The following is a 14713-nucleotide window of genomic DNA, read 5'->3' as shown; positions in this document are numbered from 1 at the left end:
TGAGGCCTGGCGCGGGGTTGCTGTCGTAATGGCACGCAGGCCGTCGTTGCCGTCCTCGGCGCGATGGTAGCGATGCCTGATACTATACAGTCCGGAGGGATGGTATCGATCCCAGGTTTATTTTTCTCAGGTTAATGTGCAACTTATGAGCATCGATGTCGGCGAGGTACTGAAGGCTCTGGATAATCCAACTCGTCTGGCGATATTGGGTTGGTTGAAAGACCCGGGGAAGAGTTTTCCAGACCAAGAGTTTGACGCGGACAAATATGGGGTCTGCGTGAGCAGCATTCAGGAGCGGGCAGGACTGTCCCAGTCCACGGTGTCCCTGTATCTCGCATCGTTGCAGCGGGCTCAGCTGGTCACTTCGCAACGTATGGGCCCGTGGACCTACTATAAGCGTGAGGAGAAGAATATCGCCGCGTTTCTGAAGAAGCTCGGGGGATTAATCTGATGCCTAAGGGGCTTGCGAGCAGATGAGGCTGGCTGTCCGACATTGCCTGGGCGGAAAGAGAGCGCCGTTACAGGCGCCGGGCAAGCTGGCGAACTCCGACGACTTACCCATGACCAGTAGCCGGCCGCAAGAATGCCATTCGGAAAATGCCGTGTTGCTTACTCGGCTGTGACGCCTGAGCTTCGGATCACCACGGCCCATTTGGTGACCTCCTGCCCCAGATGCTTGCGCATCGCCTCGGGCATCCCGCCTTCAGGGGACGCACCCAGGGCAGCCAGATTGCTGCGCACGGAAGCTTCCTGCAAGGCGGCATTGATCTGCTGATTCAGCGCGTTCACGATGGCCGGCGGCGTGCGGGCCGGGGCAAACAGCCCATACCACGACTTCACCTCGTAGCCCGGCAGCGCCGAACCGCTTACCGTTGGCACCTGCGGCGCAAATGCCTGCGGCTGGCTGCTGGTAACGGCAAGCGCGCGCAGTTTGCCACTGCGGATGAACGGCAGCACCGACGGTGCGTTGTCGAACATCACCTGAACCTGGCCGGCCATGAGGTCGGTAAGGGCCGGCGCACTACCTTTGTACTGGACATGCTCCATCTTGATGCCAGCCATCGACTTGAACATCTCCGCTGCCAGGTGCGTGGACGAGCCGATTCCCGAGGACCCGTAGTTCACGCCGTCCGGGTGCGACTTCGCGTAGGCGATGAACTCGCCAACAGTCTTCACAGGCAGTGCGGGATTGACCACCATGACGTTCGGGAAACTTGTCACCAGAGCGACGGGAGCGAAATCCTTCTGAATGTCGAAGGTAAGCTTCTTGTAGAGCGTGGTATTGATGGCATTCGCGTTGGACCCAAGGAACAGCGTGTACCCATCGGCAGGCGCGCGTGCGACGCCGCTGGCGGCGATGCTGCTAGCTGCTCCGGGGCGGTTCTCGACCACGAACGATTGTCCCATCTGGATCGAGAGTCGGTTGGCGAGCAGGCGCGCGACCGTATCCGCCGATCCGCCGGGTGCGTAACCCACTATGATCTTGACAGGTTTGGACGGGTAGGCGGGTTCGGCGCTTGCGAGAGCCGTCGTGGTTGCGGCCAATATAGCCAATGCAATGCGGGAAACGTGCTTCATGGCGGGACGATGGATCTGATGTTGCAGGGAATGGGATGGAATGCGCGGCTCACGCCACAGGCAGGTATCGCTCGACCAGCCGGGCCCAGAAGGCGGCGCCAATCGGGAGGTTCGCGTCGTTGAAATCGTAACGCGGGTTGTGGACCATGCAGCCTCCCTCGCCCATGCCCTGGCCGATGCCGTTGCCGAGTCGCAGGAAACACCCGGGGCGCTGCTGCAGCATGAACGCAAAGTCCTCGCTGGCCATGACCGGCTCGAAGGCCGCGTCGACATCGGCATCGCCCACAAGCTCACGCGCCACTTCGATGGCGAAGGCAGTCTCGGCGTCGCTGTTGACGACGACCGGGTAGCCGAGGACATAGTCAATCTCGACCGTGGCGCCGTAGCCGTGAGCCTGGGCATTGGCCAGCGCTTCGATGCGCTGGCGCAGCAGTTCACGAACCCGCGGGTCAAATGCACGAACACTCAGTTCCAGCCTGGCCGAAGCGGGAATCACGTTGTTCGCGGTACCGGCCTGGAGCACGCCTACCGTGACCACCGCCGCGGCGCCCGGATCGACATTGCGGGCCACGACCGTCTGCAATGCCATGACGATGCTCGACGCCACGACAACCGGGTCCACGCTCAGGTGCGGGCGTGCCGCGTGGCTCCCTTTCCCGCGCACCGTGATCGTGACCTTGTCTCCGGAGGCCATGAACGGCCCGCTCCGAAACAGGAATCTGCCGGCAGGCTGGCCGGGGTGGTTATGCAGGCCGAACACCGCATCGCAATGGAAACGCTCGAACAGTCCTTCGGCGATCATCCGCTCGGCGCCGCTGTTCACGCCGGCTTCTTCGGCCGGCTGGAAATAGAGACGCAGCGTGCCGTCGAAGCGACGATGCGTGGCGAGGTACTGCGCCGCACCCAAAAGGATGGTGGTGTGGCCGTCGTGTCCACACGCGTGCATAACGCCGGAAACCGTACTCGCATAAGGCAGGCCAGTGGCCTCCTGAATCGGTAGTGCATCCATGTCCGCACGTATGCCGATGCTGCGGCCACCGTGGCCGGCTGTCAGGGTTGCCACCACGCCCGTGCCACCAATGCCGGTTGCTACGTCATAGCCCCATCGGCCGAGCAATTCGCCAACGAGCGAAGCGGTCGCGTGTTCCCGATAGGCGAGCTCGGGGCGTTCATGGATGTACCTGCGGAGACTCGTCAGAGCCTCCGCCTGCGACATGAGATCTTCCACCTGACATAGGTGCGCGTCGGGCATGGCATTTCCTTCTGCATTCGATGGCCGCTGTTGTGTACAGCATCATCGGTGCAACGGACCGTGCGATCAATGTATGATTTCGGTGAGTTTCGTTGCTCTAAAGTCAACAGTAGAGGTCGGCGCAATGACTGCGGGAACGCTGAATGAAAAGCGGCTGGGATATTTCTACGAAGCCGCCATGTGCGGATCGGTGCGGGGCGCTGCGGACAGGCTCAACGTTGAGCCGTCCGTGGTCAGCCGGCAGATCCAGTTGCTGGAACAGGATCTGGGAGTGGCGCTGTTTGAGCGCAAAGGCCGCGGGATCATTGCCACCGAGGCGGCTGCGCTGGTCATCGCGCATTGCCGCAATCGCATGGCGAGCGAAGAGGCGCTGCGGGAGCGTATCGACGACCTTGCCGGGCTGCGGCGTGGCACGTTGAACGTGGTGGCCGGAGAGGGGTATATGGATCTGTTGATGAACGGCATCGTCGATACGTTCGGCCAGCAGTATCCCGGGGTGCAAGTCAACGTCGAACTGGCGAGCGCAGCGGAGGCAGTGCGGAAAGTCGCCAGCGACGAAGCGCACCTGGGTATCGCCATGAATCCGCCAGCGCATCCGGAGGTTCAGATCGTGCGGGAGCAAAGCCAGCCGGTCTGCATCATCGCCTGGCCCGACCATCCGCTGGCACGGCGTCGTGCAACCCCGTCATTGCAGGACGCGAGCCGCTACTCGCTGGCGACGATGGGCCCGGGCTTTGGCTTGCATCAGTTGATCCGGTTGGCCGAGTTCGCGGAGAATCTTCAGCTTGCGCCGACGCTCACCAGCAGTTCGATCGAGTTGCTGAAGCGGTTCGTGATGAAGCGGCTGGGCTTGACCTTTCTGTCCGCGGGAGCCGCGGCCAGCGAAATCGCACGCGGCGACCTCGTTGCGATTCGCACCACCAACGCCGCGCTCGAATCTGCCAAGATGCGCGTGATCGTGCGAGCCGAGCGGATCCAGACCGCGGCAGCTCGCTGCATGCAGGAGCTCGTTGGGGCTGCGCTGGATGCACCGGCTGTCGCAAGGTCCGCGAGGAGAGTCAGGACCTGAGGAGGCGCTTATCGATGAGGTCGACGAGCAGCGTGCAGATGGTCCCGATGGCTTCTCTGTCCAGCCTCCCGTCGTCGTCTCGCGCATTGCGCCGCAAGCCACCGGGCAGAAGATCGGCCATCCGATCGGCTGCCTCGATCGGCGCGGTGACTTCCTGCTGGTACACCGCTGGGACAAGTTCGTCGCGCGTCGGGACGTGGCGGCAGGGCGTGGCGAGCTGACGTCCGCATCGCGTGTCTTCGAGGCCGACCCCCGAGCTTTCTTACGCTCGGGACGACTTGCGCGCCGTGGATCGTCCGCGCCCGCGCGGTGCCGGGGCCGCGAACATCGACATGTCGCGCAGGATGTGGTCCAGCAGCGTGTCCGCTGCCATGCCCAGCGGCCTTCCCGTTTTCACCAGCAACCGTGCCTTGGCAGCCTCGAACAGCGGATGGGCAATCGGTAGTGTCACCAGTTCGCCCGAGGCCAGTTCGCGATAGGCGGCAAACGCGCCGATCAGCGTGATGCCGTGATGGCGCTTGACGAAGTGCCGCAGCACGGCCAGCGAATTGGTGGTCAGCGTGGGACGGATCTGGATGTTCTCGGCATACGCCAGCATCTGCACGATCTGCCCGAGCCCGAACGCGGGCGGCATCATCGCCAGCGGATAGTCGGCCAGTTCCCGCACATCGACATTCGTGCCGCGCAGTGCCAGTGGATGTTCGGCATGGACCAGCAGTACCACCGGCTGCGACGACGTGGCCACCCAGCGCACGTCGGCATGCGAGGGCGGGTTGTAGGCCAGGCCGAGATGCGCCCGGCTTTCCGCCACCTCCTGCAGCACGTTGTTGACGGGCAGGACATCCACCGTGACATCGAGCCGCGGATACTGCGCGCAGAAGTCGGTCAGCACTTCGTCCATCAAGCCATCGACGTAGCCTTCGCTCGTGGCAATGCGTACCTGGCCGTGCTGCAGGCCGCGCAATGCCTGCAGGCGGTCTTCGAACAGCTCCTGCTGCGCGCGGCACCCCCGCCAGTATTCGAGCAGATGCAGAGCCACTTCGGTAGGCTGCACGCCGCGTGCGTGGCGGTCGAATAGTGGCGCGCCCACTTCCTCTTCCAGCAGGCGAATCTGGCGCGTGACGACCGAGGGCGACGTGTTGATGCTGTCGGCCGCGCCCCGGATCGATCCGTGCGTGAGCACCTCGTGGAAATAACGCAGCCTGCGTTGGTTCAGTTCTCGCATATCGACGTCCGCCTGATGCATCGTGTTGCTGAATAGGCAACGATAACCGACTTAAGTTGCTCTTGCTATGTCGTTTTGTCTAACTCACGATGCTTGAAAACTAAAACACAGCGCCAGCACAACGTTCATCGCATCCACGAACGACCACGGGAAAAATCGTATGACTGCCACACTGCCCCCACGCACCACGCCGGCGCACGACAGCGCCGCGCAGCAGGCCCTGTACCGCAAGCTGAACTGGCGCCTGCTGCCATTCCTGCTGCTTTGCTACACCTTTGCCTACCTGGACCGCGTCAACATCGGGTTCGCCAAGCTGCAGATGCAGGGCGACCTGGGCTTTTCCGACGCCGTGTACGGGCTGGGCGCCGGCATTTTCTTCTTCGGCTACGTGCTGTTCGAAATCCCCAGCAACCTGCTGCTTCCCCGTATTGGTGCGCGCAAGACCATCAGCCGCATTCTGGTGCTCTGGGGCCTGACGTCGGCCTGCATGTTGTTCGTCCGCGACGAAACCACGTTCTACGTGATGCGCTTTCTGCTCGGCGTGTTCGAGGCCGGCTTCGCGCCCGGCATGATTTTCTACCTGACGTACTGGTACGGGCAGCAGCGCATGGCGCGCGTGATGGCCATCGTGATGCTGGCCGGGCCGCTCGGCGGCATCTTCGGCTCGCCGCTGTCGACGTGGCTGATGACCGGACTGTCCGGCACGCATGGCCTGGAAGGCTGGCAATGGATGTTCCTGGTGGAAGGGCTTCCGTGCGTGCTGCTGGGCGTGTTGGCCCTGCGCGTGCTGGCAGATCGCCCGGCCGATGCCAGATGGCTGACCGACGAGGAAAAGCGCATGCTCGCCGCCGAGCTGCACACGCCCGGCGCAGGCCACCACTCGTTCGGCCAGGTGGCGCGCGACCCGCGCGTCTACCTGCTGGCCTTCGCCTACTTCACGATGATCTGCGGCATCTACGCGGTGAGCTTCTGGCTGCCTTCCATTCTCAAGGCAGATGGCGTTACCGACACGATGAAGATCGGCCTGTATTCGATGATCCCGTATATCGCGGCCGCCATTGCCATGGTCGTCATCGGCCGGCGCTCGGACCGGCGCGGCGAGCGTCGCCTGCATAGCGCGGTGCCCGCATTCATCGGCGCCGTGGCGCTGGCCGTGGCCACGCTGTCCAGTGGCAACCTGGCGGTGTCGCTGTCCTGCATGACGATTGCCACGGCGATGATGTGGGCGGCCTACACGGTGTTCTGGGCCATTCCGTCCCAGTACCTGAAGGGCGACGCCGCGGCCGGCGGCATCGCGCTCATCAACACGATAGGCCTGATCGGCGGCTTCCTGAGCCCGACCATCATCGGCTGGGTGCGCACGGCCACGGGCAGCATGCAGGCCGGCCTGCTGGTGATGGTGGCCCTGCTGGTGGCCGGCGCGGTGACGTTGGTGGCCAACCGCATGCCCGCGCCGCAAGGCAGCCCGGCGACGGCCTGAAGATAACCATGAAGATGGAGAGTCCTGTGGTACCCCAGATCCTGATTGCCGGTTTCCAACACGAAACCAATACGTTCGCGCCGTCCAAGGCCACCTACGCCAGCTTCGAGCGCGGCGAGGGCTTTCCGGCCTTGGTGCGCGGCAACGATGTGCTGGCGCTGCGCGATGTGAATATCCCCGCCGGTGGCTTCATCCAGGCCGCGCAGCGCAATGGCTGGTCCCTGAGCCCGGTGATCTGGGCCGGCGCAAGTCCGTCGGCGCACGTGACCGAGGATGCGTTCGAGCGCATCGCGGGCGAGATCGTCGCGGCCGCCCGCGCGGGCGGCTTCGATGCCATTTACCTGGACCTGCATGGCGCGATGGTGGCCGAGCATGCCGACGATGGCGAAGGCGAACTGCTGGCACGGCTGCGCGACGTGATCGGCCCGGACGTGCCGCTGGTGGCGTCGCTCGACCTCCACGCCAACGTCACGCAACGCATGCTCGATGCCGCGGATGCGCTGGTGGCCTACCGCACGTATCCGCACGTCGACATGGCGGAAACCGGCGGGCGCGCCGCGGCACTGCTGAAGACCTTGCTGGCCGGCCCGCGCCGCTGGCGCGCTGCCGCCCGCCGCCTGCCGTTCCTGATTCCCATCAACGGCATGTGCACGATGCTGGAGCCGGCGCGCGGCTTGTACGCGGCGCTGGCCGAACTGGAGTCCGGCGCAGTGGCGTCGCTGTCGTTCACGCCAGGCTTCCCGGCGGCCGACTTTCCCGAGTGCGGACCTGTGATCTGGGGCTATGGCGAGGATGACGCCGCCGCCGAAGCTGCCGTGCAGTCGCTCTACGACAGGATGCTGGCCGAGGAGTCTGCCTGGGAGGTACCGTTCCTCTCGCCTGACGACGCGGTGCGCGAAGCCATGCGCATGGCGGAGGGGGCCACGCGTCCGGTGGTCATCGCCGATACCCAGGATAACCCCGGTGCCGGCGGCGATTCCAACACGATGGGCATGCTGCGCGCGCTGCTGCGCAACGGCGCGCGGGGCGCGGCCATCGGGCTGATCTGGGATCCGGCGGTGGCTGCGGCCGCGCATCGCGCAGGCGTGGGTGCGATGGTCGACGCGGCGCTTGGTGGCGTGTCGGGCGTGCCCGGCGACGAGCCGCTGCAGGCGCGTTTCGAGGTGCTGGGGTTGTCGGACGGCGTGTGCCGTTTTGGCGGCCCGATGATGCACGGCATGCAGGCCGATGTCGGGCCCGTGGCGCTGCTGGGCATCGAAGGCGTGCAGGTCGTGGTCAGCGGCGGCAAGGCACAGATGCTCGACCGCAATCTCTATCGCGTTGGCGGCGTCGAGCCCGAGGCGATGAAGATCCTGGTGAACAAGAGCTCGGTCCATTTTCGCGCGGACTTCCAGGGCATCGCGCACGCGGTGCTGGTGGCAAAGGCCCCCGGGCCGATGACCGCCGATCCGGCCGATCTGCCCTGGACGCGCCTGGCGCCCGGCATCCGCCTCAAGCCAATGGGCCAGCCGTTCGGCGGCTGACGTCCGGCGCAATTCCCATTGCACGCTCGCCCGGTCGATGCCGGATCGCTGGCCGGCGGAGCCCCCGGTGGCTTCGCCGGCATTGCGCCGTCACCGGCCCGTGCCCAGCGGTACTCCGGGAATGTCGTGCCGCTGTTGACCTCGTCATACGCCGCGGAGAGGGCCGCGGGGCCAGTCGCATAGACGAGGCTGCCGCCATGTTCGCGGCCGAGCTTGCTGCTGCCTCGTCGTGATGACAGAAGCGGCAAGGTATCTCTGGAGGTCGACACCTGTTCTGCATACTATGACCTCACTTTCAGAGGAAAAAAACATGCAGCGGACGACCTTGGAGAAGCAACTGAATTTTCTGAGAGAGATCGATCGGTTGAAGTCCGTCATGCGGCAATCACCGCTACTCGATAAAAGTCGAAAGGAGAATTCCGCCGAGCACTCATGGCACCTGGCAATGTACGCACTGGTGTTGAGCGAGTATGCCAATGGGCCTGTGAACGTGTACCGCGTGATACAGATGCTCCTGCTGCATGACGTCGTCGAAGTTGACGTCGGCGACTTCCCGATTCACGGGAAGGTGCGTGGAGAATTGCAGGCTGAACAAGAATTCAAGGCTGCGGTACGGCTGTTCGGGCTTTTGCCGCTGTCGCAACGAGACATGTTTCTCGATCTGTGGCAGGAATTTGAGCGTGCTGAGACTGAGGACGCGAAGTTCGCGAAGGCGCTTGATCGCTTTCAGCCGCTGCTCATCAACATATTCACCGGCGGCGGGACCTGGACGGAGAATGGCGTCTCGCTTGAGCAGGTTATCTCCCGATATGGTCCCGTCATCAAAAGGGGGGCACCCGAGCTATGGGACATTTGCGAGCGGTGGGTAACGCAACATTTTGCCGGACGTGGGGCGGGGAAAGTCGATGCGCTGCCCGGCGACGGAATCTGACATCGCAAAGCCACGTCCCGGAGGCCGCGTGACGTCATTCCGGTCGGGATGGATCAACAACGACCATCCGAAGGATTGACACGGAACCGACCAACTAGTAGATTGGCTGGGTTGGTTGAGATAGCAAGCGCGCATGACACATTCCATGCATGCCTTATAAGTAACTCGGATGAGTATCCATGAGCGTTGATCTGTCCCCCCGGGCGACCGAAATTGCAGAGCACACGAAGCAACTGCTTGTCGCAGGCGGCTATCACGGGTTCAGTTATGCGGATCTGTCCAAACTGGTGCACATCGGAAAGCCCAGCATCCATCATCATTTCCCGAGCAAAGCGGACTTGGTGCTGACGGTGGTCACGCGGCACCGGCAGCAGGCTCGGGAAGGATTGGCAGCTCTCGACCGGAACATCGAGGATCCCTTGGCACGATTGATGGCCTACGCCAATTATTGGGCCGAATGCATCCGCGATGGCACATCGTCAATGTGCATTTGCGTCATGCTTGCTACAGAATTGCCCATGATCCCGCAAGAGATTGCGGACCAGGTCAGGGGTTATTTCAACGACTTGACGACCTGGATCGCCACGGTTCTGGACAGTGGTGTGGCAAGGTCTCAGTTCAAGTTGTGCGATAGCGCGTTTGTTGAGGCTCAGACCTTCATGTCCACGATACATGGCGCGATGCTGACGGCAAGAGCCTTGGGCAATGCGGAGTCGTTTCAGGCCATTTCGAGAGTGGCAATAAGTCGCTTAAGCGCGGTCAGTTGAACATCCACCACCCATGCGGGCGCTACGGCGCCTAATTTTTGAATTGCTGTATCGACCAACTAGTTGGTTGTTTGTTTTGTAAGTCGTCATTGTCGCCCGTGCATTCATCCATGCTGTCGCCCGCGTTGCGGCGATCGGGGGGCCTTTCTTACCTTCAGAAGGAGTCATTGTCCTATGCCTCATCCCATCTCCGCGTTGGGCGCGAGTCACACCATTCTCAGCCTGGCGACTTTCGCAGCGGGTCTCTATAGCTTCGCCCGATATCAGAAAATGGATAGCACCAACCTGTCCACCAGGATCTACTTGTCCGGCATGGTGGTCTCGGTACTCACATCGTTTGGCTTGTCCAGCACAGGCGGTTTCAATGTCGGCCACGCACTGGGCATCGTTGCGCTGGTTGCGATATTGGGCGGCGTATTCGTTCCGCGGATAGGAATCCTGGGGCATGCGCGGCGATACCTGTCCCAGTTCGCATTCACGTTCAGTTTCTTTCTGTTGTTAGTCCCCGGGATCAATGAGACGCTGACGCGGTTGCCTGTCAGCCATCCCCTGGCGAGTGGTCCTGAGTCCCCCGTCGTGCGTGGCGCGCTTGCCGCGTGGCTGGGGATTTTCTTGCTGGGATCGTTATTGCAGTTCCTGTTGCTTCGTTCGTACCGCGGCCGTGCATAAGCGGAGTTTTGCGCCAACGACATTTCCCGACCCGATCTTGTCGGGAAATGAAGTGCGATCCATCGATCCTCTGGACTTCACGCCGCATCGATGCGGAGGCATGAATCTGGGAGCGAACCATGCATGCTGACAATGGCATAGTAGAGAACAACGGGAATCTGGAGAGCATGAAAATCATGCTTGACGATGGCGAAGCTTTGGAGGGCGTGGAGGCGTGGCTGAATGGGCAAGGATTGACCATCAAACTAAGCGCAGGATACCCGGGGCGAAAAGCTGACGAGTACGTGGAGTCGTGCGCGGGTTGGTTGCTGCGCCTGATACAACATGCGCGCGCGGCAAACAACAAATAGCTGGCTGGCGGCCCGGGCAACTACGTGTATTTCCGTATCTTGTATCAGGGTATTGGCTGTTTCCGATGCCGACAAAACGCCACTGGCGCGAGAATCGAATGCGCGCGTCTGGTCCACCGGAAAGACATGGAGTCTCTATGGAAGAATCGTCGGCACACGGGGTCTTGCAGGACGCCTCTGAGAGAGCCATATCGTACTTGCAGTCAGTAAAAAATCGGTCGGTAATCGCCTCGCCCGAGGCCATGCGCCGTCTCGACGAACTGAGGCATGCGCTACCGCAAAAGGGCGTTGATTCGATCGAAGTCCTGCGACGCCTCGACGAGATCGGATCTCCTGCGACTGTCGCCACCGCAGGTGGACGTTATTTCGGTCTGGTGATGGGTGGCGCTTTGCCAGTTACCGTCGCGGCGAGCTGGCTGGCGACGGCGTGGGACCAGAATGCCTGCTTCCGATGGACTTCTCCGATTGCGGCGACGCTGGAAGATGTATCGCTGCAATGGCTTCGCGACTTGTTCGGCATGCCGGAAGGCGTCGCAGGGGCGTTTGTCAGTGGCGCATCCATGGCCAGCCTGACCGGGCTGGCATCCGCGCGCCACGCGCTTCTTTCGCGTCTGGGTTGGGACGTGGAAGCCAAAGGCATCTATGGGGCGCCCGAACTTCGCGTTGTTGTCAGTGAAGAGGTTCACGTGACGGTGTTGAAGGCGCTCTCGTTACTCGGCCTCGGGCGCGAGCGCGTTATCCTGGTCCCGACCGACCGCCGCGGGCGGCTCAAAGTCGATAGCATGCCGGCGCTCGATGGCCGCACAATTGTCTGCATCCAGGCTGGTAATGTGAACACCGGTGATTTCGATCCGGCGGCGGAAATCTGCCTTCGTGCAAGGCAGGCCGGCGCCTGGGTCCATGTCGATGGTGCTTTCGGTCTCTGGGCACTTGCGAATCGGAATTTCGATGTGTTGACGGCTGGCCTGGCCGAGGCGGATTCCTGGGCGACGGACGGCCATAAGTGGCTCAACGTTCCTTATGATAGTGGCATCGTCCTTGTTCGGAACGCAGCGGATCTACGGGCAGCAATGTCGGCGAATGCGGCGTACCTGGCCGAGGGTGCCGAGGAGGGACGTGAGCCTTCCCACTACACACCGGAATCGTCCAGGCGGGCGCGTGGCGTCGAGATATGGGCCGCGTTGCTGCATCTCGGCCGCGACGGTATTGCCGAGCTCGTCGAGCAATTCTGCCGCCTTGCACGTCAGTTCGCTGACGGCCTTTCGAGTCACGGATACGAAATACTCAATGATGTCGTGCTTAACCAGGTGCTCGTATCATTCGGATCGTCCGAGGCAACGCGAGCCGTCATCGATTCGCTCCAGGCAGAGGGTGTCTGCTGGTGTGGCGGAACATCATGGCAAGGCCGCACTGCAATGCGCATCAGCGTTGCGAATTGGGCAACGACCGAGACAGACGTCGACCTCAGCATTCAAGCCATGGTAAGGGCCGCGACGGGTTCCCCGTGCGTGTGAGTGCTTGGAGCCTGTTTCGAGATTCGAGGATGGGCGATTCTGCGCAGCAGCACACCGCCCATCGCGATATAGCGCGTCGCCTCGGATACATCCGGGCGTCGCTCGCGGTTCCTCACGAGACGACGCCAACGCACCGTCTGCCAAGGCCAGAATTCCTGGGCAACATGCGCCAGCCGCAACCGGAGCGCACCAGGTAGCACGGTGCATTGATCACCTCGCGCAGATAAGGCGAGTGTTTCGGGCGTTCTCATCAAATCGATCGTTGTCGTGCGCGCCCGGTGCGCCCTGGCGGGCCAAGACTTGCCTCGTCGACGACGCCGGCGATGCTGGACTCGTGGGAGTCGCTGGTTTCGGGCGGCATCCGGCCCCGATCCGCCGCCGCCAGTCCTGCGCCTGGCTCTCTTCCATGACGATGCCGCCGTGCGGCCGGCGACCGATCCCTCCCCGCAGGTCCCGGCCGCGATCAGGGCGTGCGGCGTGGCCGACGCCAACCTCTTCCTTGGGGAACGACAGCCGCCGGTGTGCTTCCACAAGCACAAGTGTCGCCATTCATGGGAAACGTTTCCTCAAAATGACGGGCGACGCTCAATTGGCCGCCATGCTGTCTGGCGGAAGATCAGCGCATACCCACGGAAATCAGGGATAAATAGGGGTAATCCCGGGCATCGTATGGTTTGACTTCCATGCCTGATGCGGCGAATATGAGAAAACGTTTTCTCAACAGGCTTTCCCCAGCCCAAAAAAGTCCCGATGCGTACCTCCCGCTTTCCCGCCGACACCCTTCCCCCCACTGGTAATCTGATCAACGGCAACTGGGTCGACTCCGGCGACCGCTTCGACGTGGACGACAAGTTCACCGGCGAGACCATTGCCACGCTGTCCTCCGCCACGCGCGAGCAGGTCTCGCAGGCCGTGCGCATTGCCAAAGAGGCGGTCGATGCCGGCCCGCAGGCGCCCTACGACCGCAGCTTGGTGCTGCGGCGCGCGGCGGATCTGCTGGAAGCGTGGCGCAGCCGCTTTGTCGATGCGATGACCACCGAAGCCGGCTTTACGCTGGTCGATGCCAACAACGAGGTCGACCGCGCTAAGGTCACGCTGACCCTGTGCGCCAACGAATCCACGCAGTTGACCGGGGAAGTGGTGCCGTTCGCCGCCAGCCCCGGCGCGCACAAGCGCATCGGCTTCACGCAGCGTTTTCCGGTGGGCGTGGTGTGCGCCATCACCCCGTTCAATTCGCCGCTCAATACCGTGCTGCACAAGGTGGGGCCCGCGTACGCGGCAGGCAACGCGGTCGTCCTCAAGCCGTCGGCCTTCACGCCGCTGACCAGCGCGCTGCTGGGCCAGGTGCTGCTGGAGGCCGGCATGCCGGCGCCGTTCCTGTCGATCCTGCAAGGCGAGGGCGACACGGTGGGAACGTGGTTGCTGGAAGAGCAGGACGTGGCCTTCTACACGTTCACCGGCAGCACGCGCGTCGGCCGCATCATCCAGCGCGCGGCCGGCCTGCGCCGCACGCAGATGGAGCTGGGCAGCATTGCCAGCACGTTCGTCGCGGCCGATGCCGATCTGGATCGCGCCATTCCCAGGATCGCCAATGCCGGCCTGCGCAAGGCCGGGCAGGTCTGCACGTCCGTGCAGCGCCTGTATGTGGACCGCCGCATTGCCGACGAGGTCGCGCAGCGCCTGGTCGCGTTCGCCGGGACGCTGGTCGCCGGCGATCCGCGCGATCCGGCCACGCGCGTGGGGCCGCTGATCAGCGAACAGGCGGCGATCCGCGCCGAGACGTGGATTGGCGAGGCCGCCGCCGCGGGCGCGCGCGTGCTGTGCGGCGGCGCGCGCCGGCGCTCGGTCATCGATCCGGTGGTCATGACCGACGTGCCCGACGAAGGCCGCGTGTGGTGCCAGGAAGCGTTCGCGCCGCTGATCGCGCTGCGGCCGTTCGACGATTTCGACGCGGCGCTGGCCAGCGCCAACAGCACGCCGTTCGGGCTGGCGGCGGGCATCTTCACGCAGGACATCGATCGCGCCATGAAGGCGGCGGCAACGCTGCGCTTCGGCACGGTGCAGATCAACGAGACGTCGAGCGCGCGCTCGGACGTGATGCCGTTCGGCGGCGTCAAGGACAGCGGCTTCGGCAAGGAAGGGCCGCACTACGCCATGCGCGAGATGACCGAAGAGCGTCTCGTCGTCTTCAATCCTTGATGAGGCCCGCCATGACATCGCGCGCATCCGGCCGCCGCATGGTCCTCAAGGCGGGCGGCGCGGCGGCGCTCGCCTTGCTCTCGGGCGGCGCCTTCGCACAGACGTATCCCGCCAGGCCGCTGACGCTGATCGTGCCGTTCGCGGCGGGCGGGCCCA

14 protein-coding genes and 1 pseudogene are annotated in these 14713 nt (G+C 63.3%); 10 read left to right on the top strand and 5 right to left on the bottom strand.

What is annotated here, in order from left to right; genetic code table 11:
• Positions 1 to 145 precede the first annotated feature (145 nt).
• A complete protein-coding gene (locus tag K206_RS0101730) occupies positions 146 to 451 on the top strand; it encodes a helix-turn-helix transcriptional regulator (protein WP_020423627.1) in 306 nt (101 codons plus the stop codon).
• A 158-nt stretch (positions 452 to 609) separates the two neighbouring features.
• On the opposite strand, the gene K206_RS0101725 is transcribed toward K206_RS0101730, so the two are convergent.
• Positions 610 to 1578: a tripartite tricarboxylate transporter substrate binding protein gene (locus tag K206_RS0101725; protein ID WP_020423626.1), complete on the bottom strand. Its 969-nt coding sequence runs from the start codon at positions 1576 to 1578 to the stop codon at positions 610 to 612.
• A 49-nt stretch (positions 1579 to 1627) separates the two neighbouring features.
• Positions 1628 to 2830, bottom strand: coding sequence for a M20 aminoacylase family protein (locus tag K206_RS0101720; RefSeq protein ID WP_020200678.1), 1203 nt, complete (start codon positions 2828 to 2830; stop codon positions 1628 to 1630).
• A 73-nt stretch (positions 2831 to 2903) separates the two neighbouring features.
• On the opposite strand from K206_RS0101720, the gene K206_RS0101715 reads away from it, so the two are divergent.
• On the top strand, positions 2904 to 3899 hold the full coding sequence (locus K206_RS0101715; RefSeq protein WP_231401522.1) for a LysR family transcriptional regulator: 996 nt from the start codon (positions 2904 to 2906) through the stop codon (positions 3897 to 3899).
• On the opposite strand, the gene K206_RS42555 is transcribed toward K206_RS0101715, so the two are convergent.
• Together K206_RS42555 and K206_RS0101705 are read right to left on the bottom strand one after the other, a co-directional pair.
• On the bottom strand, positions 3889 to 4065 hold the full coding sequence (locus K206_RS42555; protein ID WP_020200676.1) for a hypothetical protein: 177 nt from the start codon (positions 4063 to 4065) through the stop codon (positions 3889 to 3891). The two genes, K206_RS0101715 and K206_RS42555, sit on opposite strands and share 11 nt — an antisense overlap.
• Before the next feature lie 96 nt (positions 4066 to 4161).
• The gene (locus tag K206_RS0101705) at positions 4162 to 5124 is read right to left on the bottom strand and encodes a LysR family transcriptional regulator (RefSeq protein ID WP_029043113.1); all 963 of its coding nucleotides are present in this window, start codon (positions 5122 to 5124) and stop codon (positions 4162 to 4164) included.
• Between the two features lie 160 nt (positions 5125 to 5284).
• On the opposite strand from K206_RS0101705, the gene K206_RS0101700 reads away from it, so the two are divergent.
• From K206_RS0101700 to K206_RS41285, 7 genes are all read left to right on the top strand, one after another.
• Positions 5285 to 6604: an MFS transporter gene (locus K206_RS0101700; RefSeq protein WP_020200674.1), complete on the top strand. Its 1320-nt coding sequence runs from the start codon at positions 5285 to 5287 to the stop codon at positions 6602 to 6604.
• A gap of 14 nt (positions 6605 to 6618) precedes the next feature.
• Positions 6619 to 8127 (top strand): M81 family metallopeptidase, encoded by a 1509-nt coding sequence (locus K206_RS0101695; protein ID WP_043365080.1) that lies wholly within the window; start codon positions 6619 to 6621, stop codon positions 8125 to 8127.
• Positions 8128 to 8437: 310 nt separating this feature from the next.
• The gene (locus K206_RS0101690) at positions 8438 to 9058 is read left to right on the top strand and encodes an HD family hydrolase (RefSeq protein ID WP_020200672.1); all 621 of its coding nucleotides are present in this window, start codon (positions 8438 to 8440) and stop codon (positions 9056 to 9058) included.
• Between the two features lie 179 nt (positions 9059 to 9237).
• Positions 9238 to 9825 carry a TetR/AcrR family transcriptional regulator gene (locus K206_RS0101685; RefSeq protein ID WP_020200671.1) on the top strand — a complete coding sequence of 196 codons (588 nt, stop codon included), beginning with the start codon at positions 9238 to 9240 and terminating at the stop codon, positions 9823 to 9825.
• 174 nt (positions 9826 to 9999) lie between these two features.
• On the top strand, positions 10000 to 10494 hold the full coding sequence (locus tag K206_RS0101680) for a hypothetical protein (RefSeq protein ID WP_020200670.1): 495 nt from the start codon (positions 10000 to 10002) through the stop codon (positions 10492 to 10494).
• A gap of 119 nt (positions 10495 to 10613) precedes the next feature.
• Positions 10614 to 10844: a hypothetical protein gene (locus tag K206_RS42550; protein WP_155887911.1), complete on the top strand. Its 231-nt coding sequence runs from the start codon at positions 10614 to 10616 to the stop codon at positions 10842 to 10844.
• Between the two features lie 137 nt (positions 10845 to 10981).
• Positions 10982 to 12358 (top strand): aminotransferase class V-fold PLP-dependent enzyme, encoded by a 1377-nt coding sequence (locus tag K206_RS41285; protein ID WP_081651286.1) that lies wholly within the window; start codon positions 10982 to 10984, stop codon positions 12356 to 12358.
• Between the two features lie 110 nt (positions 12359 to 12468).
• On the opposite strand, the pseudogene K206_RS44730 reads toward K206_RS41285, so the two are convergent.
• Positions 12469 to 12581: pseudogene (locus K206_RS44730) on the bottom strand (transposase); the annotation flags it as partial.
• A gap of 527 nt (positions 12582 to 13108) precedes the next feature.
• Between K206_RS44730 and K206_RS0101670 the strand changes: the two are divergent.
• Entirely contained in the window at positions 13109 to 14557 is a 1449-nt protein-coding gene (locus tag K206_RS0101670; protein ID WP_020200668.1) for an aldehyde dehydrogenase family protein, read from the top strand.
• Positions 14558 to 14713 lie beyond the last annotated feature (156 nt).

This window comes from Cupriavidus sp. WS (assembly GCF_000395345.1).
GTDB classification, from domain to species: domain Bacteria; phylum Pseudomonadota; class Gammaproteobacteria; order Burkholderiales; family Burkholderiaceae; genus Cupriavidus; species Cupriavidus basilensis_B.
This window is presented reverse-complemented; position numbering and strand designations above follow the sequence as displayed.

Coding starts and splice junctions, on each gene's coding strand:
- K206_RS0101730 (WP_020423627.1), top strand. CDS start 146: ATGAGCATCGATGTCGGCGAGGTACTGAAGGCTCTGGATAATCCAACT.
- K206_RS0101725 (WP_020423626.1), bottom strand. CDS start 1,578: ATGAAGCACGTTTCCCGCATTGCATTGGCTATATTGGCCGCAACCACG.
- K206_RS0101720 (WP_020200678.1), bottom strand. CDS start 2,830: ATGCCCGACGCGCACCTATGTCAGGTGGAAGATCTCATGTCGCAGGCG.
- K206_RS0101715 (WP_231401522.1), top strand. CDS start 2,904: ATGATTTCGGTGAGTTTCGTTGCTCTAAAGTCAACAGTAGAGGTCGGC.
- K206_RS0101705 (WP_029043113.1), bottom strand. CDS start 5,124: ATGCGAGAACTGAACCAACGCAGGCTGCGTTATTTCCACGAGGTGCTC.
- K206_RS0101700 (WP_020200674.1), top strand. CDS start 5,285: ATGACTGCCACACTGCCCCCACGCACCACGCCGGCGCACGACAGCGCC.
- K206_RS0101695 (WP_043365080.1), top strand. CDS start 6,619: ATGGAGAGTCCTGTGGTACCCCAGATCCTGATTGCCGGTTTCCAACAC.
- K206_RS0101690 (WP_020200672.1), top strand. CDS start 8,438: ATGCAGCGGACGACCTTGGAGAAGCAACTGAATTTTCTGAGAGAGATC.
- K206_RS0101685 (WP_020200671.1), top strand. CDS start 9,238: ATGAGCGTTGATCTGTCCCCCCGGGCGACCGAAATTGCAGAGCACACG.
- K206_RS0101680 (WP_020200670.1), top strand. CDS start 10,000: ATGCCTCATCCCATCTCCGCGTTGGGCGCGAGTCACACCATTCTCAGC.
- K206_RS42550 (WP_155887911.1), top strand. CDS start 10,614: ATGCATGCTGACAATGGCATAGTAGAGAACAACGGGAATCTGGAGAGC.
- K206_RS41285 (WP_081651286.1), top strand. CDS start 10,982: ATGGAAGAATCGTCGGCACACGGGGTCTTGCAGGACGCCTCTGAGAGA.
- K206_RS0101670 (WP_020200668.1), top strand. CDS start 13,109: ATGCGTACCTCCCGCTTTCCCGCCGACACCCTTCCCCCCACTGGTAAT.